General features: G+C 33.3%; 23 protein-coding genes. 19 read left to right on the forward strand and 4 right to left on the reverse strand.

The genetic code is table 11. The features are described 5' to 3' along the window. The first annotated feature begins 167 nt into the window (after nt 1-167). Entirely contained in the window at nt 168-1,262 is a 1,095-nt protein-coding gene (locus tag HRU50_RS12960; protein WP_296351519.1) for an acyloxyacyl hydrolase, read from the forward strand. A 35-nt stretch (nt 1,263-1,297) separates the two neighbouring features. After that, nucleotides 1,298-2,050 (forward strand): head GIN domain-containing protein, encoded by a 753-nt coding sequence (locus tag HRU50_RS12965; RefSeq protein WP_296351520.1) that lies wholly within the window; start codon nt 1,298-1,300, stop codon nt 2,048-2,050. Between the two features lie 71 nt (nt 2,051-2,121). On the opposite strand, the gene gldA is transcribed toward HRU50_RS12965, so the two are convergent. Then, on the reverse strand, nt 2,122-3,015 hold the full coding sequence (gene gldA, locus HRU50_RS12970) for a gliding motility-associated ABC transporter ATP-binding subunit GldA (RefSeq protein WP_296351521.1): 894 nt from the start codon (nt 3,013-3,015) through the stop codon (nt 2,122-2,124). A gap of 313 nt (nt 3,016-3,328) precedes the next feature. Here gldA and HRU50_RS12975 point away from each other — a divergent pair, with 313 nt between their 5' ends. From HRU50_RS12975 to HRU50_RS12990, 4 genes are all read left to right on the forward strand, one after another. Continuing rightward, entirely contained in the window at nt 3,329-4,156 is an 828-nt protein-coding gene (locus HRU50_RS12975; RefSeq protein WP_296351522.1) for a prephenate dehydratase, read from the forward strand. Next, a complete protein-coding gene (locus HRU50_RS12980) occupies nt 4,153-5,295 on the forward strand; it encodes an aminotransferase class I/II-fold pyridoxal phosphate-dependent enzyme (RefSeq protein ID WP_296351523.1) in 1,143 nt (380 codons plus the stop codon). Before HRU50_RS12975 ends, HRU50_RS12980 begins: the two co-directional genes overlap by 4 nt. Before the next feature lie 4 nt (nt 5,296-5,299). Next, nucleotides 5,300-6,151, forward strand: coding sequence for a prephenate dehydrogenase (locus tag HRU50_RS12985; protein ID WP_296351524.1), 852 nt, complete (start codon nt 5,300-5,302; stop codon nt 6,149-6,151). Between the two features lie 62 nt (nt 6,152-6,213). Next, nucleotides 6,214-7,296, forward strand: coding sequence for a bifunctional 3-deoxy-7-phosphoheptulonate synthase/chorismate mutase type II (locus HRU50_RS12990; protein WP_296351525.1), 1,083 nt, complete (start codon nt 6,214-6,216; stop codon nt 7,294-7,296). Between the two features lie 39 nt (nt 7,297-7,335). Here HRU50_RS12990 and HRU50_RS12995 read toward each other — a convergent pair whose 3' ends face one another. Further along, entirely contained in the window at nt 7,336-7,830 is a 495-nt protein-coding gene (locus HRU50_RS12995; RefSeq protein ID WP_296351526.1) for a hypothetical protein, read from the reverse strand. Nucleotides 7,831-7,912: 82 nt separating this feature from the next. Between HRU50_RS12995 and rsgA the strand changes: the two genes are divergently transcribed. From rsgA to rlmN, 8 genes are all read left to right on the forward strand, one after another. Next, the gene (gene rsgA / locus HRU50_RS13000; RefSeq protein ID WP_296351527.1) at nt 7,913-8,860 is read left to right on the forward strand and encodes a ribosome small subunit-dependent GTPase A; all 948 of its coding nucleotides are present in this window, start codon (nt 7,913-7,915) and stop codon (nt 8,858-8,860) included. Next, a complete protein-coding gene (gene dtd / locus HRU50_RS13005) occupies nt 8,860-9,312 on the forward strand; it encodes a D-aminoacyl-tRNA deacylase (RefSeq protein ID WP_296351528.1) in 453 nt (150 codons plus the stop codon). The genes rsgA and dtd overlap by 1 nt, the downstream gene beginning before the upstream one ends. Nucleotides 9,313-9,417: 105 nt before the next feature. After that, nucleotides 9,418-11,328, forward strand: coding sequence for a DUF3857 domain-containing protein (locus HRU50_RS13010; protein WP_296351529.1), 1,911 nt, complete (start codon nt 9,418-9,420; stop codon nt 11,326-11,328). Between the two features lie 24 nt (nt 11,329-11,352). After that, the gene (locus HRU50_RS13015; RefSeq protein ID WP_296351530.1) at nt 11,353-13,407 is read left to right on the forward strand and encodes a hypothetical protein; all 2,055 of its coding nucleotides are present in this window, start codon (nt 11,353-11,355) and stop codon (nt 13,405-13,407) included. Continuing rightward, entirely contained in the window at nt 13,404-13,730 is a 327-nt protein-coding gene (locus HRU50_RS13020; protein ID WP_296351531.1) for a nucleotide pyrophosphohydrolase, read from the forward strand. Before HRU50_RS13015 ends, HRU50_RS13020 begins: the two co-directional genes overlap by 4 nt. A 30-nt stretch (nt 13,731-13,760) precedes the next feature. Next, nucleotides 13,761-14,987: a 3-phosphoshikimate 1-carboxyvinyltransferase gene (locus HRU50_RS13025; protein ID WP_296351532.1), complete on the forward strand. Its 1,227-nt coding sequence runs from the start codon at nt 13,761-13,763 to the stop codon at nt 14,985-14,987. Nucleotides 14,988-15,055: 68 nt separating this feature from the next. Then, on the forward strand, nt 15,056-16,105 hold the full coding sequence (gene queA / locus HRU50_RS13030; protein ID WP_296351533.1) for a tRNA preQ1(34) S-adenosylmethionine ribosyltransferase-isomerase QueA: 1,050 nt from the start codon (nt 15,056-15,058) through the stop codon (nt 16,103-16,105). Between the two features lie 96 nt (nt 16,106-16,201). Beyond that, the gene (rlmN, locus tag HRU50_RS13035) at nt 16,202-17,242 is read left to right on the forward strand and encodes a 23S rRNA (adenine(2503)-C(2))-methyltransferase RlmN (protein WP_296351534.1); all 1,041 of its coding nucleotides are present in this window, start codon (nt 16,202-16,204) and stop codon (nt 17,240-17,242) included. Nucleotides 17,243-17,293: 51 nt separating this feature from the next. Here rlmN and HRU50_RS13040 read toward each other — a convergent pair whose 3' ends face one another. Then, the gene (locus HRU50_RS13040) at nt 17,294-18,940 is read right to left on the reverse strand and encodes a T9SS type A sorting domain-containing protein (RefSeq protein WP_296351535.1); all 1,647 of its coding nucleotides are present in this window, start codon (nt 18,938-18,940) and stop codon (nt 17,294-17,296) included. Between the two features lie 137 nt (nt 18,941-19,077). Here HRU50_RS13040 and HRU50_RS13045 point away from each other — a divergent pair, with 137 nt between their 5' ends. From HRU50_RS13045 to dnaG, 5 genes are all read left to right on the forward strand, one after another. After that, the gene (locus HRU50_RS13045; protein ID WP_296351536.1) at nt 19,078-20,055 is read left to right on the forward strand and encodes a polyprenyl synthetase family protein; all 978 of its coding nucleotides are present in this window, start codon (nt 19,078-19,080) and stop codon (nt 20,053-20,055) included. Between the two features lie 119 nt (nt 20,056-20,174). After that, a complete protein-coding gene (locus HRU50_RS13050) occupies nt 20,175-20,738 on the forward strand; it encodes an RNA polymerase sigma factor (RefSeq protein ID WP_296351537.1) in 564 nt (187 codons plus the stop codon). After that, nucleotides 20,725-21,477 (forward strand): hypothetical protein, encoded by a 753-nt coding sequence (locus tag HRU50_RS13055; protein ID WP_296351538.1) that lies wholly within the window; start codon nt 20,725-20,727, stop codon nt 21,475-21,477. Before HRU50_RS13050 ends, HRU50_RS13055 begins: the two co-directional genes overlap by 14 nt. A gap of 90 nt (nt 21,478-21,567) precedes the next feature. Then, nucleotides 21,568-22,668, forward strand: a complete 1,101-nt coding sequence (locus tag HRU50_RS13060; protein ID WP_296351539.1) for a hypothetical protein — start codon at nt 21,568-21,570, stop codon at nt 22,666-22,668. A gap of 120 nt (nt 22,669-22,788) precedes the next feature. Continuing rightward, nucleotides 22,789-24,750 carry a DNA primase gene (gene dnaG, locus HRU50_RS13065; RefSeq protein WP_296351540.1) on the forward strand — a complete coding sequence of 654 codons (1,962 nt, stop codon included), beginning with the start codon at nt 22,789-22,791 and terminating at the stop codon, nt 24,748-24,750. A 6-nt stretch (nt 24,751-24,756) separates the two neighbouring features. On the opposite strand, the gene HRU50_RS13070 is transcribed toward dnaG, so the two are convergent. Then, on the reverse strand, nt 24,757-25,386 hold the full coding sequence (locus HRU50_RS13070) for a response regulator transcription factor (RefSeq protein ID WP_296351541.1): 630 nt from the start codon (nt 25,384-25,386) through the stop codon (nt 24,757-24,759). Nucleotides 25,387-25,436 lie beyond the last annotated feature (50 nt).

Here is a 25,436-nt window from a genome sequence, read left to right on the forward strand (position 1 = left end):
TTTTTGCGACAAGCAATATAAACCCCAATGCATCATGAAATATTTAAAAAAGAATAAAGCCGAAATTAAGTTTGCAGTTCAGCTTATATTTATTGCAGCAGTATCTTTAGTGGCAACTTTATTTATAAATTAAATATTCTCTTACTTTTGCCAGTAACCAATTATTTATGAAGCACTGGCTTACGAGTTGTATTTTACTTTATGGATTATGTTTGTTTTCTCAAGATAAAACAAATCGCGATTCCTATTTTGGTTTGAATTATTTTGGAGGAAACATTGCACTTCATAATAATGATATACTGCACTTAATATCAGGTCATCCTGAGGGTTTTATTTTCAGCTGGAATAAAAAAACTTTTGGGAATGAAGATTGGGAACAACGCTTTAATTATCCTGATTACGGTGCGTCGTTAATTTATCAGAATTTAAAAAATGATGTTTTAGGTAATAACTTAGGGCTGTATGCCCATTACAATTTCTACTTTTTAAAGCGGAATGTAATGCTTCGTATTGCCCAAGGTATTGCATATACTTCAAATCCATATGATAAAGTTGAAAACCATAAAAATGTAGCCTTTGGTTCTCGTTTATTAAGTTCAACTTATCTAATGTTAAATTATAAAAAAGAACGTCTTTTTGATAAGTTTGGCTTACAGGCAGGCTTGTCATTTATTCATTATTCTAATGCTAATGTTAAAGCACCAAATACAAGTGTAAACACAGTTGCTTTGAATGTAGGGCTTAATTATAATTTGGACGAAACAACATCTGAATATATAGAGAATCTTACTAAAGAAAAGTTTACAGAGCCTATTCGTATTAATTTAGCTTTTAGAACTGGGATTAATGAAAGTGATATTATAAATAGCGGTCAATATGCATTTTATATTTTATCAGCATATGCTGATAAACGTTTAAGTCATACAAGTGCAATTCAGTTTGGAACAGATGTGTTTTTCTCTAACTTTTTAAAAGAGCTCATTTATTATCAATCGGTTGCTTTTCCTGAGTTAGATGTTACAGGAGATGAGGATTATAAGCGTGTAGGTCTTTTTGTAGGGCATGAGTTATTTGTAAACCGAATATCTGTTGAAACTCAACTTGGGTATTATGTGTATTATCCTTTTGATTTTGAAGGGAGAACATACATAAGAGTAGGATTGAAACGCTATTTCGGAAAGAAATTATTTGCTGCAGCAACACTAAAATCTCATGGCGCAAAGGCAGAAGCTGTTGAATTTGGATTAGGTATAAGATTATAACTGTCATTCCTGTATAAGCAGGAATCTTAAACATTATGAAGAAAAAATTAATTTACATAGTATCACTTTTAGTCTTTACTTGTAATAATGAAGATGCCAATGATTGTTTTCAAAACTCAGGTGACATCATTCAGGAAGAAGTTGAGGTGGCTTCATTTGAACGCATTTTAGTAAATAGAGATATAGAGTTAATTGTAAAGGATTCGGATGAATTTAAGGTAACTGTTGAAACAGGTGAGAATCTAATTAATGATGTAAATGCGGAGGTTGTGGATAATCGATTAGTGCTTACTGACAAGAACACTTGCAATTATGTAAGAGATTATGGTATTACTAAAGTATATGTTGAAGCTCCAAATATTATTGAAATTCGGAATTCGTCGCAATATGAAGTGTCTTCAGATGGCGTGCTCTCTTATAACAACTTAAGTTTAGTTTCAGAGGATTTTAATGAGAACCAAGAATTTACGGTCGGAGACTTTAGAGTTACCGTTAATTCTCAAGTCATAAATGCGTTAGGTAATAATATTTCCTCTTTTTACCTTGATGGTAGCACGCAAAATTTATTCGTAGGTTTTTTTTCTGGTTCTGGCCGGTTTGAAGGCGAAAATCTAATAGTTGAGAATGTTGAGGTAAGTCATCGCGGTAGCAATGATATGATTGTAAATCCGCAACAGTCTTTAACAGGAATTTTAAGAGGAACAGGAAATCTAATTTCAGTTAATGAGCCACCAATTATTGATGTAGAAAGATTGTATACAGGCCAGTTAGTTTTTGATGAGCAATGAATTGTCATTCCTGCAAGGCATAAATTTTTTAGTATTTAATAAATTCGATATCAAGTATGGGCTGACAGAAGTTAATTTGTCAACTCCCTAAATAAACTTTCTAAACTTGCATTCTTCTGGTTAAGTTGTAGAATTTTTAATTCATTATCATGAGCAAAATCAAAAACATGAGAGCGCATGTCTTCTTTTGTTGAAAAGGTGATTTCGTACACAAAACCGTAGGTGTTTTTAACGTTGGTGACTTGAGGAAGCCTTAAAAGAAAAGTATCTTCAACACGGTAATCAAATTCTACGATAACCACTTGTTCTTGTCCTTCTCTTAAATCTTGAAGGTATTTATCTGCAACAACTTCACCTTTGTTTATGATAATAACACGATCACACATTGCTTCAACCTCTTGCATAATATGCGTAGACAAAAAGATGGTTTTTTCTTTACCAATGGTTCTAATGAGGTTTCTTATCTCTACTAATTGATTAGGGTCTAATCCAGTAGTAGGCTCATCAAGAATAAGAACATCAGGATTATGTAAAAGCGCATTAGCTAACCCAACACGTTGACGATAACCTTTAGATAGCTGGCCTATTTTTTTATGTGCTTCTGGCGTTAACCCTGTTAATTCAATAACTTCATTAATCCGAGATTTGGCAACACCATAAACATTAGCATTAAAGTTTAAATACTCTTTGACGTATAGCTCTAGATATAACGGATTATGTTCTGGTAAATAACCTACGCTACTTTGAACATTTTTTTTGTTTGTGTTTACGTCATAACCATTAACCATGGCAGTTCCTTCAGAGGCATCTATGTAAGTCGTTAAAATTTTCATCATGGTAGATTTCCCTGCTCCATTTGGGCCCAAAAATCCAACTACTTCAGCATCATTAACCTTAAAAGAAACATCATTTAATGCTTTTTGGTCTTTATATACTTTTGTGATGTTTTTTACTTCTATAGACATAAACGGGAATATTTAAATCAAAAATAAATAATATATAATAGCACTCAATATTTATTATCAAATCTTTAAAATTTCAGAAAACCTCTAAAAAATAGGATTATTCAATTTTGATTTGTGAAAATATTATTTACATTAGCCACATATTGATAAACAATAGGTAATGAATATCACTAAAACATATTATAACTGGTTTTATTTCTTTTTTAGCTAAAGGAACGAGACTTAATATGTTTTATTTTAAAGTATAATTTCAAAAAGTCTCGATGTAATCGGGACTTTTTCTTTTGTGCTAAGAATTTAAAAGATTGAAAATTTGAACAAACCAATTGCAATACAAGGTATTAAAGGCTCATTCCATCATGAGGTGGCACAGCATTACTTTAATGAAGCAACCGATGTTGTTGAGTGCATGTCTTTTGATGGTGCTGTAGATAGTCTATTAAATGGCCGTACAGACAATATTGTTATGGCTTTAGAGAATTCTATTGCGGGTTCTATTATACCAAATTATGCTTTAATTGATAATCATGACTTAAAAATAGTTGGTGAATACTATTTAGATATCCAGCATAATTTACTGGTTTTAAAAGGGCAATCTATTGAAGATATCAAAGAAGTACATTCACATCCAATGGCCTTGCTGCAATGTAAAGTATTTTTTAAAGACTATCCTCAAATCAAGCTTGTAGAAGCGAAGGATACTGCAGACGTAGCTAAACAAATAGCAGAAGGCAATGTTAAGGGAATTGCAGCTATCGCAAGTAAAAATGCTGCTGCATTATATGGTTTACAGGTGCTAGCTGAAAGTATTCAAACCATAAAGCATAATGAAACACGGTTTGTGATTGTAAAACGGAATACTGATGTTGAAAATTCAGAGATAATTAACAAAGCATCCTTAAAGTTTCAGTTAGATCATAAACGAGGTAGCTTAGCAACAATTTTGAATGTAATGAGCGACTGCAAACTAAATTTAACTAAGATTCAATCTTTACCAAAAATTGATACACCATGGAAATATGGTTTCTTTGTTGATGTCACTTTTGATGAATTTAAAGATTACGATAAAGCAAAATCCATAATGCAAATTATGGCTGAAAATTTTAAAGTTTTAGGAGAATATAAAAATGCTAGAGTATGATAGAAGTTGCAAAACGACTTAATAGTGTTGAGGAATATTATTTCTCTCGAAAATTAAAGGAGGTAGCGTTTTTAAAATCTCAAGGTAAGCCAATCATTAATTTAGGAATAGGAAGTCCTGACTTAGAGCCACCTTTCAAGGCTTCGATGATGCTTAGAGATAGTCTTGATGATGAAGGTGCCCATAAATATCAGAGTTATCAAGGGTTACCAGAATTAAGAGATGCGGTAGAGACCTTTTATAAGGACCGCTATAAAGTCACTATAAATGGTAAAACTGAGGTATTACCGTTAATGGGAAGTAAGGAAGGCATTATGCACATTTCTATGGCTTTTTTAAATAAAGGTGATGAGGTCTTAATTCCAAATCCTGGCTACCCAACATATGCGTCAGTTACGAAGTTACTCGAAGCAAAACCAATTTATTACGATCTCACTGAAGAAAATAATTGGTTGCCAGATTTTGTAGCACTAGAGCGATTAGACTTGAGTAAGGTTAAAATTATGTGGATTAGTTATCCTCATATGCCGACAGGTGCAAATGCTCCAAATAAGTTTTATGATGAAGTTATTGCTTTTGGGCGCCGCCACAATATTCTGATCGTTCATGACAATCCATATAGTTTTGTGCTTAACAAAAAACCTATTAGTATAATGAGATACAACTATGCTAAGGAGGTTTGCATAGAGCTTAACTCATTAAGTAAGACGTTTAATATGGCAGGATGGCGTGTTGGATTTATGGTTGGTAGTTACGAGCATTTAACTGCTGTGTTAAAAGTGAAAAGTAATATGGATTCTGGAATGTTTTATGGTATTCAGAAAGGTGCGATAGAAGCGTTGCAGTGTTCAGATATGTGGTATGTAAGTTTAAATAGTGTCTACGAACTAAGAAGAGCATTGGTTTGGAAATTAGCAGAGAAACTTGATTGTACATATGATGAGTATGCGACTGGTATGTTCGTTTGGGCAAAATTACCACCAAACATAACATCAGAAGCATTTGCAGATAAGGTTTTAAAAGAGCATTCCATATTTATTGCTCCAGGAACAGTATTTGGGACTAATGGTGAAGGATATGTGCGTTTTTCTTTGTGTGCGCCAGAATCAACAATTAAAGAGGCAATAGCAAGAGTCTAGAGTTATGAAGCAGATATATGTCATTGGTGTAGGGTTAATTGGTGGTAGTTTCGCTTTAGATTTAAAGAAGCTGAATGCAGAGTTTGTGATATATGGTATTGATCATAATGACGCACATCTCGATGAAGCAATAGCTTTAGGTGTAATAGATGAAAAGGCGAATCTTCAGGATGTGAAAGGTGCTGACATGGTAATTTTAGCTGTTCCTGTTGATGCTACTTTAGAAGTACTTCCCAAAGTTCTGGATATCGTTAATGATGAAGCTATAGTGTTTGATGCCGGTTCTACCAAAGAAGATATATGTTTGGTTGTAAAAGAGCATCCAAAAAGACGAAATTATTTAGCGACTCATCCTATTGCTGGTACAGAATATTCTGGTCCAAGTGCCGCGATTGAAGGATTATATAAGAATAAAACCAATATCATTTGTGAAGTTGAAGAAACTGCTTTTAAGCTTCAAGAAAAAGCCTTAAAGCTTTTTGCAGATTTAGGAATGCGTATTAGATACATGAATCCAAAAGCACACGATAAACACATTGCGTATGTCTCACATCTGTCACATATCAGTTCTTTCATGCTTGGAAAAACGGTCATAGAGAAAGAGAAAAACGAACGCGATATTTTTGATATGGCAGGTAGTGGTTTTGAAAGTACGGTGAGATTGGCAAAAAGTTCACCAGCTATGTGGACACCAATATTTGAGCAAAATAAAACAAATGTTATAGAAACTTTAGATGAATATATCAATAACCTTAAGCACTTTAAGTCGCTAATGGAAAAAGGTGATTTTGACGAGGTTTACAATGAAATGGAAAAAACAAATCATATAAAAGATATACTAAACGGAATACAATAAAAATCAATGTCAGGTTGAGCGCAGTCGAAACCTTTCGTTTAAAGAGTTGGAATTTTTAAACTATGGAAAATAAAAAAGAATTAAGAAATTGGTTAGATGCTTTTAATTTAGAGCATCCTTTAGTTATAGCAGGACCTTGCAGTGCGGAAACAGAGGAGCAGGTTTTAAATATTGCACATCAATTAAAAGATAGTGATGCAACCGTATATAGAGCTGGTATCTGGAAACCAAGAACAAGACCAGGGAATTTTGAAGGCGTGGGCGCTTTAGGTTTAAAATGGTTACAAAAAGCAAAAGAAGAAACAGGTTTAAAGATTACCACTGAAGTTGCTAATGCCAACCATGTTGAATTGGCCTTAAAACACGATGTAGATATTTTATGGATTGGTGCGCGTACCACAGTGAGTCCATTTATTGTTCAGGATATTGCCGATGCATTGAAGGGGACTGATAAGCCTGTTTTAATCAAGAATCCTGTAAATCCAGATTTGTCATTGTGGTTAGGTGCAGTAGAACGTTTTTATACGGCGGATGTTAAGAATTTAGGTGTTATTCACAGAGGGTTTTCAACCTATGAAAAAACACGATATCGTAATAACCCTAACTGGCAAGTGGCAGTAGATTTACAAACACGCTTTCCAGATTTACCTTTAATCTTAGATCCATCACATATCGCTGGCCGTAGAGATATAATTTTTGATTTAAGTCAAACGGCTTTAGATCTTAATTATGATGGATTAATGATAGAGACACATCACGATCCAGATAATGCATGGAGTGATGCTGCACAACAAATTACGCCAGACACATTAAAACAGTACACGGAGGACTTACGTATTAGAAAAGAAGTTGGTGATGGTACAGAGTTTAATAAAAAGATAGGAACACTGAGAACTAAGATAGATGTTATAGATCATCAGTTAATTGAGATTTTAGGAAAGAGAATGCAAGTGGCAGATGATATCGGTCAATTAAAGAAAGATCATAATGTTGCAGTCCTTCAAAATAAGCGTTGGAATGAGATTCTAGGGAAAATGATTCTTGAAGGAGAAGAAAAGAATCTGAGTGAAGAATTCGTGCTAAGAATGTTTAAAGCGATCCACCAAGAATCGATTAATCATCAAGAAGAAATTCTAAATCATTAAATAATAAAAAGGCTCGCAATTTGCGAGCCTTTTGTATGTTTATTCTGTTCTTACTCTTTTAAAAATATATCTTGTTACAAAAATACCTTTTCCATCACCTTCACCAGCATCACTTTCAGAAGAGCTTGTTACAAAAGCAAGTTCCCAACCTTCTTGTCCCATTGCAATTAGTTTCGATGTAATTACGGCGTCGTTAGCTACGATATTTTGAAAACGGATACCACCTAAATTAAAGAAGTTAAGAAGTTTGGTCTCCTCAAAATCTTTAACACGAATGTCTTTTCTTTTTGATTTATTTCTTTTGTTGTTTTCTTCAGTACGTTCTGATGTGAATTCTGCATAATCTCTTTCAGCATTTGATGAAATTAATCGAGATCGTCCCAAACCACTTGGTACTATAGATTCAACACTTGTAATAACCTTGTATTCTAAAACAGGTTTGTTTTCTTCTTGTGGTATTTCTTCCTCTTGAATGAAGGAAAAAGAAATGAAACCAACGATTACCGCACCGATAATAAGTAAATTTTTTTTCATGATTGTTTAATATTTGTTTTGTGTTTATAAAGTAATGACTTTTTTCCTTAAAAGTTGTTACTTTGTTTTATCAATTATTTGAATGACAGGGACAGTATATAAATCTACAGGGAGCTGGTACACAGTGAAAACCATGAATGGTAAATTCTATGAATGTAGAATAAAAGGCCGATTCAGGTTGCAAGGTATTAAGAGTACTAATCCCATTGCTGTTGGAGATATTGTAGAATTTCAGTTAGAGACCAAGAACAATACAGAAACTGGTATTATTAACCGGATTGAAGAGCGTAAGAATCATATTGTTCGCAAATCAGTTAATCTCTCTAAACAGACACATATAATAGCTTCAAATATAGATCAGGTCTTTCTGTTAGTTACTATAGATAATCCACCAACCTTAACAAGTTTTATAGATCGCTTTTTAGTAACCGCCGAGGCATACTCTATTAAAACTGTATTATTGTTTAATAAGGTAGATGTTTACAATGAAGACACCATGTTTGAAGTTAAATATCTCAAAAGTATTTATACAAAAATTGGTTACGACTGTATTGAGATTTCGGCAGGAACTGGTTATAATATAGATAAGGTTAAGTCATTGATGTTGGGTAAAGTGAGCATGTTTTCAGGTCATTCTGGTGTGGGAAAATCAACTTTAGTCAATGCAATAGAGCCAAGTCTTAATTTAAAGACTAAACAAATATCAGAGCAACATATGCAAGGGCAACATACTACGACATTTGCAGAGATGTTTGATCTAAGTTTTGATGCTAAAATTATTGATACACCAGGAATTAAAGGATTTGGTGTTGTGGATATGGAGAAGGAAGAAGTTGGTGACTATTTTCCTGAGTTTTTTGCTATAAAACATGAATGTAAATTCAACAACTGCTTACACATTCATGAGCCGAAGTGTGCTGTTAAACAGGCTCTAGAAAATGATGAGATAGCATACTCGCGTTACAGAAGTTATCTCCAAATATTAGAAGGAGAAGACGAACATTACAGAACCGATAATTGGGATAATTAATGAAAGTAGTTATTCAAAGAGTTTCTGAAGCATCAGTAACAATAAATAATAATAAAGTTGCCTCTATTAAAAAAGGTCTTTTAGTTTTATTAGGTATCGTTAATGAGGATACTCAAGAAGATATTGATTGGTTGTGTAATAAAATTGTAAATCTCCGTATTTTCCCTGATGATAATGGCGTCATGAATACTTCTCTAATAGATTCAAATAGTGATATTGTTTTAGTTAGTCAATTCACTTTACACGCAAGCACCAAAAAAGGGAATAGACCAAGTTATATAAAGGCTGCAAAACCAGAATTAGCGGTTCCAATTTATAAGGACTTCATTCAGTCCTTAGAGACTAAGCTAGGTAAGTCTATTCAAACAGGAGAATTTGGTGCAGATATGAAGGTTAGCTTGCTTAATGACGGTCCGGTAACTATAATTATTGATTCCAAAAACAGGGAATAATTTCGTTTGTTAAGTCTATATTATCTTTTCGGAAATTTACATAATTTTCGTTTGAAAAATTTATTTTACTCCGTATCTTTCGTGAACTAAATTAACGATATACTTATGAGTTTAAAATGCCTAAAATCTATCCTTTGGGGCATGTGTTTTTTTGCCTCATTTTATTCTTTTACACAAGATGCATCTACCTATCTAAGTTTAACGGTTTCAGATAGTTTAAGAGAAAATGCAAATGCTATTGTAAGGTATGAAACTATAGATGTTGAAGTCTTAAGTATTGAAGAAATTAAGGTTAAAACTAAAAGAGTAACAACGGTATTAAATAAATATGGAGATCGTCACATTAATGCCGGTCAATACTATGATGATAACACAAAAATAGAAGAAATAAGTGCGTTTGTTTATGATGAATTTGGTAATAACATCAAAAAGTATAAACAAAGAGATTTTAAGGATGTTAGTGCCGTTAATGAGATATCAATCTATACCGATGACCGCATAAAATATTTAGAATACACGCCATTAAAATATCCCTACACATTAGAGTATTATTCTGAAGTAATATTTAGAAATACAGCATTCTTTCCTAAATGGCAGCCTATTGATGGTTATTATTTGAGTGTAGAACATTCAGAGTTTAAAATCAAAAACACATCTGGAATTGAATTAAAAACCAAAGAGTTAAATTTTGAAGATTATTCAATTGAAAAATTAGATGAATATCATTATATAGCCAGCAATATAGGTGGGATAAAGCATGAAAGTTATGCACCATTGCTCAGTGATATTGTACCATCACTAAAAGTGGCTTTAGTCAATTTTAATATGCTTGGTGTACCTGGTGTTAATAATAATTGGTCAGATTTTGGTAAATGGATATACGATGGATTAATTAGTGGTACTACTGATATTCCTGAAGAAACGATTAACGAAGTTAAACTCCTTACGGATGGTGTAGAAGACGATATAGAACGTGCAAAACTAGTTTATGAATACATGCAAAATAAAACCCGTTATATAAGTATTCAAATTGGTATTGGTGGTTGGAAACCAATGATGGCTAGGGATGTGGACGAATTAGGGTATTCTGATTGTAAAGGGCTAACAAATTATACAAAATCTTTACTCGAGGCGGTTGGTGTAAAATCATATTATACATTAGTTTACGGTGGACGAACAATCAAAGACATAGATAAAGATTTTTCAGTGACCCAAGGGAATCATGCCATTTTATGTGTCCCTACACCTGAAGAAAATATTTTTTTGGAGTGTACAAGTCAATCAAGTCCTTTTGGCTTAATTGCTGGTTTTACGGACGACAGAGATGTGCTACTTGTAAAACCGGAAGGTGGTGAGATTGTTCATACCAAAATTTATGACGCCGATGATAGTATGCAGAAAACAGAAGCTAATGTATTATTATCAGAGGATGGTGGATTTTCTGCAATAGTAACAATTGAAACAACAGGTTATCAATATAAACTTCACGAAGGGCTTCAGAATGAGGCATTAAGAGATCAAGAATTGCACTACAAGGAGTATTGGGATAATATAAATGACCTAACCATTGATGATATAAAACTGATTAATGATAAAGAAGAGATTGTTTACACTGAAAAGGTTAGTCTTACTTCAAGTAATTACGCATCAAAAAGCGGTTCTAGATTGATTTTTGAACCAAATATGTTCACACGATCTACAAACATACCAACAAGGTATAAGAACAGACGATTAGATTTTAAAATTGATCGTTCATTTAAAGATACCGATGAGTTGGTTATTACAATACCAGAAGAGTATGGTATTGAGGCTATGACAGCGAGTAAATCTATAGAAAGTAAATTCGGTAATTATAATTTTAAGGTTGAGAAGATTGACGGTAATAAAATTAAATATACAAGAACTTATGTATTACTAAAAGGTGATTATAATAAAGAAGATTATAAAGAGTTTCGTTCTTTTAGAAAACAAATCGCTAGGTTAGATAAAAACAAAATTGTATTAATCAAACAATAATTAGAACACAATAAATCAATACCAATGAACAAACAATTTTTCGTTCTCTTAACATTGCTCACCCTTATTAGTCAAAATTTAATAAGCCAGAATTTCAAGTTTGGTAAAGTCTCAAAAGAAGAAATAGAAGAGAAATATCATCCATTAGATTCTTCAACAAATGCGGCAATTTTATACAAAAGTGAGAATGTGACATTTAATTACACTCAATCCGAAGGATTTAGTCAAGTCAAGGAAGTCTCAGTAAGAATAAAAATTTACAATAAAGAGGGTTTAAATTGGGCAACTGAAAAAGTGTACTTATATAAAAGTAAATCTGGAAATGATGAGAAAATTAAAGGCATTAAAGGCTATACATATAATCTAGTTAAAGGTAAAATAAATAAAAGTAAACTAAAAAGTGATGGCATTTTTACAGAACAATCATCCGAAATATTTGACTTAACATCTTTTACACTTCCTAATGCTAATGAAGGTTCTGTCATTGAATATCAGTATATGGTAAAATCTCCATTTCTTCAAATAGATGATATAAATTTACAATATACCATTCCATTAAACAAAATTGATGTTTCTGTGGCGACACCTCAGTTTTATAAATATAATAGAAGATTTAATTCAAAGGCCTTTTTTACACCAAATATATCGGAATCTAAAAAAAATAGAAAAGCATCAATTACACAAAGAGGCGAAAGTTCGGTGAGTCTTTTAAATACAGGAGGTGGGCAGGTAGGTTCGGGCTCGTCTATTGTTAATAGAGAATTTGAATATAACGATAATGTAATTAGTATTTCAGAATTAAATATTCCATCGTTAAAAGCAGAATCTTTTGGAGGAAATTTAAATAATTATAGAGCAAAATTAAGTTTAGAACTTGAAGCGCGTCTAGCCAGAGAAGGCTATGTTGAGAAATCATTTGCTTCTACTTGGGAAGGGGTTTCAAAAACTATATACGAGAGTGAAAAATTCGGAGGGCAACTGAGAAAATCCTCTTTTTATAAAGAAGAGTTAGAAAGCCACTTGAATGGGGTTGAAGATGTCTTTCAAAAAGTCTTTCTGACAGAAGCATTGGTTAAGTCTCGCGTAAAATGGAACGGTAATTATGGTAAGTATTCTGAAAATGGAATAAGGACTGCTTATCAAGATGGTGCAGGAAATGTAGCGGATATAAATTTGTTATTAGTATCTATGTTGAAGTCTCAAGGGATAAATGCGAGTCCAGTCCTAATTAGTACTAGAAATAATGGTGTTCCATTATTCCCAACAAGAAAAGGTTTTAATTATGTTATTTGTTTAGTTGAACATGACGGAAAAATCCTTTTAATGGATGCGACTGAGCCATATAGTATAAATAATGTTCTTCCGGAACGCGTTATCAATTGGCAAGGTAGAGTTATAACCGAAGATGGTCAGTCTCGATGGATTGACGTATCACCTGATATCAAATCAAAAAAAACCACGATGTTAAATGTTCAGATTCAGGATGATTTTGTTGTAAAAGGTAAAGTTAGAGAGAGTTATACTTCAAATCTAGCTTTAGATTACAGAAAGCGTTATACGAATTTAAGTAGCGAAGATCATATTAAATTGATAGAGAATAATAAAGGTAATATTGAAGTTTCAGAATTAAATTTTGAAAATGCGAAAGATCTTATAAAGCCAGTAAAAGTAACATACAATTACCTTTTAGAAGATGGTGTTGACGAGATTGCTGATAAATTATACTTCTCTCCATTATTGTTTATGACAAAAAGAGAAAATCCTTTTAAGTTAGAGGACAGAATTTATCCTATTGATTTTAGAACAACTACTCAAAATTCTACCATCGTCAATATTTTATTACCTGAAGGCTATTCAGTAGAATCTTTGCCAGAAAGCAGTGCAATGGATTTTGGCGAGGGTAATGTTAAGTTTTCTTATATTATGAAAGAAAATGGCAAGTATTTAAGTTTAAAGGTTAATTTTGAAATTAATAACCCAATAATTGCCGCAGAAGATTATAAGAACTTCAAAGCATTCTACAGTAAAGTTTTGGAAAAAAATGCTGAGCAAATAGTACTAGTTAAAGCACAACCATGAACATCAAAAACGCGCAACAAGAAGTAGACAAATGGATTAAAGAACACGGTGTACGTTATTTTAACGAACTAACCAACATGGCTCAACTCACGGAAGAAGTTGGTGAAGTTGCGCGCATTATAGCCCGACGATATGGCGAACAAAGTGAGAAAGAAAGTGATAAGGATAAAGATTTAGGTGAAGAATTGGCTGATGTTGTTTTTGTGGTATTGTGTTTGGCAAATCAAACAGGAATAGATTTACAAGCTTCTTTTGATAAAAAAATGGATAAAAAAGCAAAGCGAGATCACGACAGACACCATAATAATGAGAAATTAAAGTAGCTTTGCATCTTTAAATTCAAGTGTATTGTTGTGAATATCCAGATATTAAAGTCAAGAATTACCAAATCAAGTTCAGTTGCGATAACTGGTTCTAAAAGCGAGTCTAATCGTTTATTATTACTACAAGCGTTATATCCAGACATTAAAATAAAGAATCTTTCAAATTCTGATGATTCAGTTTTAATGAAAAAGGCATTATTGTCTAATGAGCATATTGTAGACATTCATCATGCCGGCACAGCAATGCGTTTTTTAACAGCATACTTTTCTATAAAGGATGGCAGAGAAGTCCTGTTAACAGGTTCTTCGAGAATGAAAGAACGACCAATTCAGATTTTGGTTGAAGCATTGAGAGCTTTAGGTGCCGACATTGAATATTTGGAAAATGTAGGATTTCCACCTCTAATAATAAAAGGAAAAAAACTCGATAAATCAAAAGTTACATTAAAAGCTAATGTAAGCAGCCAATATATATCTGCATTATTATTAATTGCGTCTAAGCTAGAGAATGGACTAGAATTGAATCTTGATGGTAAGATTACATCAGTACCTTATATTAAGATGACTTTGGCGTTGTTAAATCAAATAGGCATAGAGACATCGTTTGAAGGAAATATTATTACAGTAAAGCCTGTGATAAAATCTGTTGAGTCTCAAACTTTAACCGTGGAGTCAGATTGGTCTTCTGTGTCTTATTTTTTTAGTGTAGTAGCGTTAAGTAATTTAGGAACAGAATTGACATTGTCGTCGTACAAAAAGGGTTCGCTACAAGGCGATTCTGTGCTGGCAGAGATATATCAGCAATTTGGAGTTGAAACTACCTTTAAGGACAATACAATAACATTGAGAAAATGGTCAATCGTTAATCGTGAATTATCAATTGAGCTAGATTTAAGTAATGCTCCAGATATTGCGCAAACCATTTCTGTGACTGCTTTTGGTCTTGGTGTAGAGTGTTATTTATCGGGGCTTCATACCTTAAAGATCAAAGAGACGGATAGGTTAGTTGCCTTAAAAACAGAATTAGAAAAGTTCGGTGCGGAGGTTATCATTACAGACAAGACTTTACACTTAAAGTCGTCTGAAGATATCAGACCTAATGTTAGCGTTGCCACTTATAATGACCATAGAATGGCAATGGCATTTGCACCTCTTGGATTAAAAACTTCTTTATTTATTGAAGATGCCAATGTTGTGAGTAAATCTTACCCAGATTTTTGGAAAGACTTTAGTTCAATTGGTTTTCATATAAAATAAACAATCAATTACTTGACAACGCCTATGTCGAGATTGTATATTTGCGACTTTAAAAATAAAAGATCTATATGAAATTATCTAACTTCAATTTTGACCTTCCAGAAGAATTATTAGCAGAACATCCTGCAGAACATAGAGACGAATCTCGATTAATGGTTCTAGATAGAGCTAATCAAACAATTGAGCATAAGTTGTTTAAGGATGTTATTGATTATTTTGATGAAGGTGATGTCATGATAATGAATAATACTAAGGTTTTTCCGGCGAGATTATATGGTAACAAAGAAAAAACAGGTGCAAGAATAGAAGTCTTTTTATTACGTGAGTTAAATAAAGATCAACGTTTGTGGGATGTACTTGTTGATCCTGCGCGTAAGATTAGAATAGGAAATAAATTGTATTTCGGTGAAGATGAAACATTAGTAGCCGAAGTAATTGATAATACCACGTCTAGAGGGCGCACACTTCGTTTTTTATATGACGGATCTTATTCAGACTTTAGATCTAAGCTGACTGAGCTTGGCCAAACGCCATTACCTAAGTACATTAAAAGAGATGTAGAGCCAGAAGACGAAGAGCGTTATCAGACGATATATGCTAAAAATGAAGGTGCTGTTGCTGCACCAACTGCTGGGTTACACTTTTCTAAGCATTTATTAAAACGGTTAGAAATTAAAGGTGTTGATATGGCAGAAGTTACACTTCATGTTGGTTTAGGGACTTTTAATCCGGTTGAGGTTGAAGATTTATCTAAGCATAAAATGGATAGCGAAGAAATTCGTATATCTGAAAGAGCTGCTGATATTGTGAATAGAGGTATTAATAACAAAAAAAGAGTGTGTGCTGTAGGGACAACATCTATGCGCACAATTGAAAGTTCTGTGTCTTCAAGTGGAAAATTAAATCCATACGAAGGTTGGACAAACAAGTTCATCTTTCCACCTTATGATTTTAGCATTGCTAATAGTATGATTACAAACTTTCATACACCTAAGTCAACGTTGTTAATGATGATTTCTGCATTTGCAGGTCATGATTTTATGAAGGAGGCGTATGACCAAGCCGTAAAAGAAAAGTACAGATTCTATTCTTATGGTGACGCAATGCTAATTATATAATTTAGAAGAATATTAAATTTAAGCCTCTATCACTGAGTTTATCTTAAGTGTTGAGGCTTTTTTTATGCATTTATATTTGAGTACTTTTGCAACAATATGGAAGCGAAAAAGAAAGACATACGAGCACTCACCAAAGAGCAGTTGAGAGATTTCTTTGTTAAGGAAGGTGATAAAGCTTTTAGAGGAAATCAAGTCTATGAATGGTTATGGCAAAAGTCTGCACATAGTTTTGAGGATATGACTAATATATCCTTAAAAACACGTCAGATGCTTCAGGATAATTTTGTCATCAACCATATTAAAGTAGATCAAATGCAACGCAGCTCTGATGGTACCATTAAAAATGCGGTGAGACTTCATGATGATCTTATTGTAGAGTCTGTATTAATACCAACACCAACACGCACCACAGCCTGTGTTTCTTCTCAAGTTGGTTGCAGTCTTGATTGTAAATTCTGTGCCACGGCGAGACTAAAGCGAATGCGTAATCTTAATCCTGATGAGATATACGATCAAGTTGTTGCTATTGATAACGAAAGTCGATTATATCATGACAGACCTTTAAGTAATATTGTATTTATGGGCATGGGTGAACCTCTTATGAATTACAATAATGTACTTAAGGCAATTGATAAAATTACATCACCAGAAGGCTTAGGCATGTCTCCAAAGCGTATTGTGGTTTCCACTTCTGGAGTGCCAAAAATGATTAAGAAAATGGCAGATGATGAAGTAAAGTTTAAACTTGCAGTATCTCTGCATTCTGCAATAGATGAGGTGCGAACTTCCATTATGCCATTTAATGCTACTTTTCCTCTTAAGGATTTAAGAGAAGCATTAGAATATTGGTATGCTAAAACCAGAAACAGAATCACATACGAGTATGTTGTTTGGAAAGGTATAAACGATAAGCAAAAAGACGTAGAGGCCTTAGTAGAGTTCTGCAAATTCTCACCAAGTAAAGTCAACCTTATAGAATATAATCCAATTGATGATGGTGAGTTTCAACAAGCTAATCCGCAAGCTTTAGATATGTATGTTAAGACTTTAGAAAAAAATAATATAACCGTTACGGTAAGAAGAAGTAGAGGTAAAGATATTGATGCTGCTTGTGGGCAGCTCGCTAACAAGAGTTAATAAAAAAAAGCGGCTTTAAGCCACTTTTTTTTATTAATGAATAATGTTATGTTAGTTTTTCACGAATTTAAACGTCGATGTGCCATTAGCTGTATTAATTTTTGCTAAATATACACCATCATTTAATGCTGATACATCTATGCTTACAGATGTGTCAGTAAGTGAATTGTTAACAACACTCTTTCCTAAAACAGAGTAAATTTCAATTCCCGTAAAAGCTATGGTTTCAGATGAAATATTTAAAGTTTTTAAACTTTTGTTGTAAAAGTGAGTGAAGCTGTTTTGGTCGAATTCATCAATACTTAATGGTTGGCTAGTGATACTTAAATCATCCACAAAAATAGTGTTGGCAAGTGCCACTCCTGCAAGAACATCTGTTCTATCATGTATCCCAAAATAGTAGTCTCCGTCAGCGGGAGGATTAAATGCTGATCCAGTTCTTAGTGTATACGTTACATTATCTACATCATCAAAAGAACCAAGTACAGAAGTACCCATACCATCATTTGTTGCAGCAACTACAATATCAAAATCTTTTGCTGGTCTTGTTGGTTCAGCTGCAGCCAACGTTCTTTGTTGGAAAGAAAATATATACTCGTTAGCCGTGGTTAAAGGAAAAGGTCCAACAAAGATTATTGCATCCGCCGGATCAGCTACAGTTGTATTATTTGAGAAAAATGTAGTTACCCCACTATTCGCAAAATCATTAGTGTCGTCACCATCAGATAGGTCGTCTTGTGAAAAATTCCATACACCAGTACCAGCAAAAGTAATGGCTTTGTTTACAAAGAAGTTTTGGTTAGAAGCAAACTCAAAATCTTCGTTATACGGCAAAGTACTTAAGTCAGGACTAGTGCCAAACCCCGCTTCTACCCAGTTAGAGAAACCATCAGCCCCACAATTTTGTCTTACAAACAGATCGTAAGAAACTCCTGGTGTTAGATTAGTAAATTGATATGAGTCGCCAGCTGAAATTGTAGCCGTATTTCCACCACTACCCTGAGTATAAGGGAATTCACCCCATTCAAGTTCAAAATCTCCTGTAATATCTATCGTTATATCGGCAGTTGTTGTACTAAAATCAACCCAGCTTACAGCAGGGTCAACACAAGAAGGGGCGGTAACTACAATATTATCAATGGCCCATCCCCAGGCCCAATCTCCAGTCCATCTAAATCGTACTTGTGCATTAGCAACACCGGTTAATTCAGTGGATACATCTATAGTCTCCAATCCAAATGAACTATCGGTTTGAGAAGCTCCAGTATAATTGGCAACCTCAATCCAAGTTGTTCCATTAAAAACTTCAACAAATCCTTGTCCGCCATATCCAGCCGTAAAGAAGTGATTAAAAGAAAGTAATACATTCGACGCAGTAGATACATCAAACGATGGACTTTCTAAAGCCGTGTTTTCTGCATTACCGTCATTTCCAAGAGCATCACTATTAAATAATGCATAAGTACCTGCTAGTAAACCATTATCATAAAGAATAGTATTAGGTGAATTATATCCCACAGCGTCTCCATCAGAAGCACTAACCCATGATCCACCCATCGGTGCGATTTCGTTGTTTGTCCATCCAGTAGGTGGAAAAGCACCAAAAGGCCCGCCGCCTTCAAAATCCTCGGATAATACTTGTCCAAACATTAAACTTGAGGTAAAGAATAATGTCATCAATAATGTAATTTTCTTCATAAATGTTAGTTTTAAGATTAATTTAATTGGTCTAAAGTTACAATAAATTCTTACCTGCTAATGTTAAATCTGTAAAATTCACATTTTGTCGATATAAACTCCTTTTATTTGTAATTTAGCAGTCATTTTGAGTTAAAATGAAGATTACTGAACAAATAAAGCAGCCCATTGCTTATGAAATGGAACTTTTTGAACAAAAGTTTCAGCTTTCCATGGCAAGTAAAGTGGCGTTACTTAATAGAATTACTCATTACATCGTCAATCGCAAAGGAAAACAAATGCGACCAATGTTTGTGTTTTTGGTAGCCAAAATGCTAAACAATGGTAATGTTAGTGATCGCACTTACAGAGGTGCTTCAGTAATTGAATTGATTCATACAGCAACCTTAGTTCATGATGATGTTGTAGATGATAGTAACCGTCGTCGTGGATTCTTTTCTGTCAACGCACTATGGAAGAATAAAATTGCAGTTTTAATTGGCGATTATTTATTGTCTAAAGGCCTATTACTATCAATTGATAACAATGATTTTGACCTTCTGAAAATAATATCTATTGCGGTAAAAGAAATGAGCGAAGGTGAGCTACTTCAAATTGAAAAGGCTAGACATTTAGACATTACTGAAGAGGTATATTATGACATAATTCGACAAAAAACAGCTACTCTGATTGCAGCTTGTTGTAGTTTAGGCGCGGCATCAGTAAAGCCAAATACTTCACACATAGAAATTATGCGCAGATTTGGTGAGCTTATTGGTATGGCCTTTCAAATTAAGGATGACCTTTTTGATTACGGAGAAGAAGCCATTGGTAAGCCTACTGGTATTGATATTAAAGAGCAAAAAATGACATTACCTCTTATTTATGTACTTAATAATTGTACTAAAAAAGAGAAATCGTGGCTTATAAATTCTATTAAAAATCACAATAAGGATAAAAAACGAGTAAAGGAGGTTATTGCTTTTGTAAAATCTAATAATGGATTAGAATATGCCATATCAAAAATGAAAGCTTTTCAGCAAGAAGCTCTATCTTTATTACAAGACTATCCTGAATCTCCATATAAATCTTCACTTATTTTAATGGTGGATTACGTAATTAATAGAAAAAAATAGATTGTAAAATACTGAAAACAAGTAATTTGTAATTTATTTTTATTTTTTTTAATTATTCAGACAACCATTTTTAAACTTTTTGCGTCTTAGTTAATAGAAGCGCAAAAGAAACCGTATTAATGAAAGTTATCCAACTTCATAAAAATGAATCTAAACTTATACAAAGAGCAGCGAAAAACAATCGCGAGGCACAGCATCTGCTGTATGAGTTACATGCCCCTAAAATGCTGAGTGTATGTAGATATTATATCAAAGATGTGCATCAAGCAGAAGAGGTAATGTTAAATGGATTCTTTAAAGTGTTTAAAAATCTTAAGGCATTTAAAGGTGAAGGAAGCTTTGAAGGTTGGATACGAAGAATTATGGTCAGAGAAGCAATTTCGTTTTTGAGACAAAAAAAGAATATTGAATTTGCTACTGAAGATGAATATTTAGACCATGATTATGACAATAATATTAAGTCGAATATTGAGGTTGCAGAAATTCAGCAATTAATAGACAGATTGCCTGAAGGATACAGAATGGTTTTTGTAATGTACGCCATAGAGGGTTATAAGCATCATGAGATCGCTGAATTGCTTAATATTTCAGAAGGTACATCTAAATCGCAGTTGTTTAAAGCAAGGCAAATGCTTCAAAAAGGAATTAAAGAATTAAATAACAGTAGTTATGGCACCAATTAAGTTTGAAGAACAATTAAAAGATAAGTTAGAGGAGAGAAGGTTGTCGCCATCAGCAGATAGCTGGGCTAAACTGTCAGAACGATTAGACAAGGATGACAATAAAGGTAAGTTTCCATGGTTTTGGTCGATGAGTATTGCTGCTGGATTAATTATCATGGTTGCAGTAGCTGTGCAATTTTTCAACAATAATGAACTCGAAAATAATACACCTGTATTGGTGGAAGATAACATAAAAGAGCAAGCTGAAGAACAAGAAGATTTAGAGACTTTTAAGAGTGAAGTAGCAAGTGAAGATATAGATGAGGAAGAAGTAGAATTACCTATTATTGAAGATCCAAAGCCAATTATTATACAAAATAAAGTCAGTCAAAAAACTAAAGCAGATACAAGATTAGCAGAAGAGCAAACTACTGCAGTTGACCAACAAGAAATTAAAGAAGAAATACTAATAGTATTAAATCCTGAGGAGGTTAAGTCTGCTATTGCGAGCGCTGTAAATCAACAAAAAGAGTTAGGTGATGAAGCGATTAATAAAGAGGTAGATTCACTTTTAAAATTAGCTCATAAAGAGATCACTAAAAATAAATATACAAAGGATACGGAAGTAACGGTAGATGCAAGTTTATTGTTAGAAGATGTGGAAGAAGAAATGGGACAGTCGTTTCGAAGTAGAGTTTTTGAAGCATTAAAAGGTAGCTATGAAACCGTTAAAACTGCCGTAGCAGAACGAAATAATTAAATCACAAAGTGTCACACTGAGCTTGTCGAAGTGCTTTAGAAGTGACAATGAAATAGAATCAATTTTAATCATCAATAAAAACGAACAGTTATGAACACAATTACAAGATTAGCAGTGCTATTGGTTATATCGTTAACCATAACAACAGTAAACGCTCAGAATAAGGAGCAAGATTCAATCAATCAAGTTAAGCTAGACCAACGAATAGAAAGTTTAGAAAAGGAAAAAGCAAAGATTGAAGACGAAGAAAAGGAGATATTAAAAGCTAAAATAGCTCGTATTAATAGCCAATTAGACGATAAGGTTATTACAGCTGCAGAAGCAGAGGCGCAAAAGAAAGCAGCGGCTGAATTGGCAGCATTAAATATTGAAACTCGAACAAATATCATTAATAGTAAGATTGAATTATTAAGACGTAATGGTATTGATAATTATGAGTTTGGTAAGGATAATGAAGATTCTTTTGTGATCAGAATAGGGAGTCCAGATGGAGAAAGTGATGGTATTATTTATATAGGCGAAAAAACTAAAAATAAACCAAGAAAATATGACTTGCGTACAACTGAAGATGTCGTGTTTGCCTTCGGATTTAATAACGCAATCATAGATGGTGTAAGCTTAGACGATTCACCTTATAAAATCGGAGGTTCTGGATTCATGGAACTCGGTTATGCTTGGAAAACTAGATTATTTGATAATACTAATTTTTGGAGATTAAAGTACGGGTTCTCATTTCAATGGAACAAGTTTGATATTAAAGATAATCAGTTTTTAGTCAATAACGATGGTGATATTACTTTACAGGAGTTTCCTGTAGAATTAACAAAAGCTAAATTTAGAACTACAAATTTAGTGTTCCCTGTACATTTAGAATTTGGACCTTCAAAGAAGATTGAGAAGAAGGATTACTTTAGATATTCAACATACAGAAAACTAAAAATAGGTATTGGAGGTTATGCAGGTCTTAATATTGGAAGTATGCAAAAACTTAAATATAAAGAAGATGGCAACCGTATTAAAGATAAGCAGCGTGGCGGTTTTGAAGTGAGTGAATTTGTATATGGGTTGAGTGGATATGTTGCTCTAGGTGAGGTTGCACTATATGTAAAATACGATCTAAATCCGTTATTCAAAAATCAAACTATAAATCAAAATAATATTTCAGTTGGAGTACGCTTCGATATGGATTAAAGCAATTTTTTCATCAATCAATTTTGAGTGTTTAAAGACCCTAGTTAATATTTGACTAGGGTCTTTTTTTATTACAAGGAGATTATCTTAATTTTACCATCTTAATTAAACAGGCATTAATTGATCTCTCAAAACACCATAGCGCAAGTATTTGACACCGCTCGAGTAGAAGAGGTGATTGGTGATTTTGTGCAATTAAAAAAAGCAGGTAGTAATTTTAAAGGTTTAAGCCCATTTAGTGACGAACGTACACCAAGTTTTATGGTGTCACCAGTAAAACAAATCTGGAAAGACTTCTCAACTGGTAAAGGCGGAAATGCTGTGACTTTTTTAATGGAGCATGAGCATTTTACCTATCCAGAAGCCATAAAGTATTTAGCTAAGAAATATAATATTGAAATTGAAGAAACCGAGCAAACAGATGAGCAAAAGGCACAAGCTGATGCTAGGGAGAGTTTGTATCTGGTGAGTGAATACGCAAATACGTATTTTCAAAAAACAATGCTCAAAACCGATAAAGGTCAAGCCATTGGTTTAAGCTATTTTAACGAACGAGGATTTTCAGAGGACACTATAAAAAAGTTTCAGCTTGGGTATTCATTAGATGAATGGCAAGCCTTTACAGATGATGCATTGGGTAAAGGTTATAAGCTTGAGTTTTTAGAACAAACAGGACTTACAATTGTAAAGGAAGAAAAACGATTCGATAGATTTAAAGGTCGTGTCATGTTTCCTATACACAGTATGAGTGGTCGTGTTTTAGGATTTGGTGGAAGGATTCTGACCAATGATAAGAAAGCAGCAAAATATCTCAATTCACCTGAAAGTGAAATTTACCATAAGAGTAAGGTGTTGTATGGCCTGTATTTCGCCAAACAAAGCATAGCAAAAGAGGATAATTGTTATTTGGTTGAAGGTTATACTGATGTTATTCAGTTTTCCCAAACAGGTGTTCAGAATGTGGTGTCTTCATCAGGTACAGCTTTAACATCTGAGCAAATTAGATTAATTAATAGGCTTACAAATAATATTACCGTACTGTTTGATGGAGATGCGGCGGGATTAAGAGCTTCAATTCGTGGGATTGATCTTATTCTAGAACAAGGCATGAATGTACGTGTTTGTACGTTCGCTGATGGTGAAGATCCAGATAGTTTTGCTAAGAACAATTCGCTAGAAGAATTAAAAGACTACTTACATACTAATTCTAAAGATTTTATTCAATTTAAAGCCTCACTTTTAGTTAAAGAGGCTAATAATGATCCTATTAAGAAAGCTGAAACTATAAGAGAAATTGTAAACAGTATAGCTAAGATACCAGATGCGATAAAGCGTGAAGTTTATGTGCAAGAGTGTGCTTCAATTATGGATATAAGTGAAAGTGTCTTATTTAGTACGCTTGCTCAGATTAGTAAAAAGGGTGCTCAGGAAGCAAATAAACAATACAAGCAACAGCAAAAGGCCTTTGAAGTTGTAAAAAACGAACCAAGTTCTAAACATAAAATAGATGTTCAATATGAACTAGAAAGAAAGATTATTGAAATTCTAATGCTGTATGGTGATAAGACAGAACAATTTGAAGATTTAATACTTAAGGAAGATGAAGTGTCTAAAGATTTAATTTTAGAGCCAACTGTGCATCAAGCCAGAGTATTCGAAAAAATATACTTAGACCTTCAAGAAGACGAAATGATGTTTTCTAACGAGAGGTTTAAAACGTTGTATTATTCACTTATCGATAAGTTAAATCAAGATCAAAACTTTTCAACTAAAAATTTCATTAATCAATTAGATCAAGAATCGGCAAGTGAAGTAACGAGCATATTGATGGAAGATGAAAAATACAACTTACACGATTGGGAACGCAACCAAATAATTCCTAAAGAAAAGGAACACTCAATTTCTCAATTAGTGAGTCAGACTATTCTAAGCTTGCGTTGTCATCTCATTGATAAAAAAGTAGCAGAGTATCAAAATAAGACACTAAATAATACCGATACACGCAACATAATGGAAGATGTTAAGGATTATTTAGGTCTTAAAATGTTACTGTCAAGAAAGCTCGGAAAAGTTATAAGTTAACTTTTATTAAGCCAAATTATGGTGCTTTGCCTGATGAATTAAATCCACAATATTATTCACATTAAGTTTCTTAAAAAGACGTGCTTTATAAGTACTTACTGTTTTCTCGTTGATATTTAATTCTTGCGAAATCTGCTTATTTTTTCTACCAATAGATAACAGTTTTAAAACTTCTACCTCTCTTGTAGAAAGTTTCTTAAACAATCTTGTCTGACTTTTTCTGGTATCCTCATATCTAAGATGCTTATCCATCTTTTCACTTAAAGAGATTTCTCCATTATGTATTTTTCTAATAGCAGCCTCAATGGTGTCAACATCTGCAGCCTTATTTAGATAACCAGATGCGCCAGCTTTAATGGTGCTAACTGCATAAATTTCTTCAGGTTGATGACTAAACATCAATACATTAATGGATTTTTTTTCTTTCTTAATCGCTCTAAGAGCAGTGATACCATTGAGTTCTGGAAGATCAATTTCAGAAACTATAACATCGACATCATGGTGTCTTACAAAATCAAAGATTTCGATACCGTTACTTAAACTTCCTACCACTTTGAGGTCAGGTTTGCTATTCAAAAATAGCTCCAATCCTTTTCTTACGATAGGATGGTTGTCAACAATTAAAATACGAATCATTTCAAATTTTCTTTTAGTTCGGTTAGTACAGTTACTTTAAGGGTGTAACT

This window comes from Winogradskyella sp., assembly GCF_013213835.1.
Classification (GTDB): Bacteria; Bacteroidota; Bacteroidia; order Flavobacteriales; family Flavobacteriaceae; genus Winogradskyella.

What these genes read in the sequence shown, in the direction of transcription:
- HRU50_RS13055 (WP_296351538.1), top strand. Translation starts at nt 20,725, where the DNA reads ATGGCACCAATTAAGTTTGAAGAACAATTAAAAGATAAGTTAGAGGAG.
- HRU50_RS13060 (WP_296351539.1), top strand. Translation starts at nt 21,568, where the DNA reads ATGAACACAATTACAAGATTAGCAGTGCTATTGGTTATATCGTTAACC.
- HRU50_RS12965 (WP_296351520.1), top strand. Translation starts at nt 1,298, where the DNA reads ATGAAGAAAAAATTAATTTACATAGTATCACTTTTAGTCTTTACTTGT.
- HRU50_RS13010 (WP_296351529.1), top strand. Translation starts at nt 9,418, where the DNA reads ATGAGTTTAAAATGCCTAAAATCTATCCTTTGGGGCATGTGTTTTTTT.
- HRU50_RS12990 (WP_296351525.1), top strand. Translation starts at nt 6,214, where the DNA reads ATGGAAAATAAAAAAGAATTAAGAAATTGGTTAGATGCTTTTAATTTA.
- gldA (WP_296351521.1), bottom strand. Translation starts at nt 3,015, where the DNA reads ATGTCTATAGAAGTAAAAAACATCACAAAAGTATATAAAGACCAAAAA.
- HRU50_RS13050 (WP_296351537.1), top strand. Translation starts at nt 20,175, where the DNA reads ATGAAAGTTATCCAACTTCATAAAAATGAATCTAAACTTATACAAAGA.
- HRU50_RS13015 (WP_296351530.1), top strand. Translation starts at nt 11,353, where the DNA reads ATGAACAAACAATTTTTCGTTCTCTTAACATTGCTCACCCTTATTAGT.
- HRU50_RS12960 (WP_296351519.1), top strand. Translation starts at nt 168, where the DNA reads ATGAAGCACTGGCTTACGAGTTGTATTTTACTTTATGGATTATGTTTG.
- HRU50_RS12985 (WP_296351524.1), top strand. Translation starts at nt 5,300, where the DNA reads ATGAAGCAGATATATGTCATTGGTGTAGGGTTAATTGGTGGTAGTTTC.
- rsgA (WP_296351527.1), top strand. Translation starts at nt 7,913, where the DNA reads ATGACAGGGACAGTATATAAATCTACAGGGAGCTGGTACACAGTGAAA.
- HRU50_RS12980 (WP_296351523.1), top strand. Translation starts at nt 4,153, where the DNA reads ATGATAGAAGTTGCAAAACGACTTAATAGTGTTGAGGAATATTATTTC.
- HRU50_RS12995 (WP_296351526.1), bottom strand. Translation starts at nt 7,830, where the DNA reads ATGAAAAAAAATTTACTTATTATCGGTGCGGTAATCGTTGGTTTCATT.
- HRU50_RS13020 (WP_296351531.1), top strand. Translation starts at nt 13,404, where the DNA reads ATGAACATCAAAAACGCGCAACAAGAAGTAGACAAATGGATTAAAGAA.
- queA (WP_296351533.1), top strand. Translation starts at nt 15,056, where the DNA reads ATGAAATTATCTAACTTCAATTTTGACCTTCCAGAAGAATTATTAGCA.
- HRU50_RS13070 (WP_296351541.1), bottom strand. Translation starts at nt 25,386, where the DNA reads ATGATTCGTATTTTAATTGTTGACAACCATCCTATCGTAAGAAAAGGA.
- HRU50_RS13040 (WP_296351535.1), bottom strand. Translation starts at nt 18,940, where the DNA reads ATGAAGAAAATTACATTATTGATGACATTATTCTTTACCTCAAGTTTA.
- HRU50_RS13045 (WP_296351536.1), top strand. Translation starts at nt 19,078, where the DNA reads ATGAAGATTACTGAACAAATAAAGCAGCCCATTGCTTATGAAATGGAA.
- dtd (WP_296351528.1), top strand. Translation starts at nt 8,860, where the DNA reads ATGAAAGTAGTTATTCAAAGAGTTTCTGAAGCATCAGTAACAATAAAT.
- rlmN (WP_296351534.1), top strand. Translation starts at nt 16,202, where the DNA reads ATGGAAGCGAAAAAGAAAGACATACGAGCACTCACCAAAGAGCAGTTG.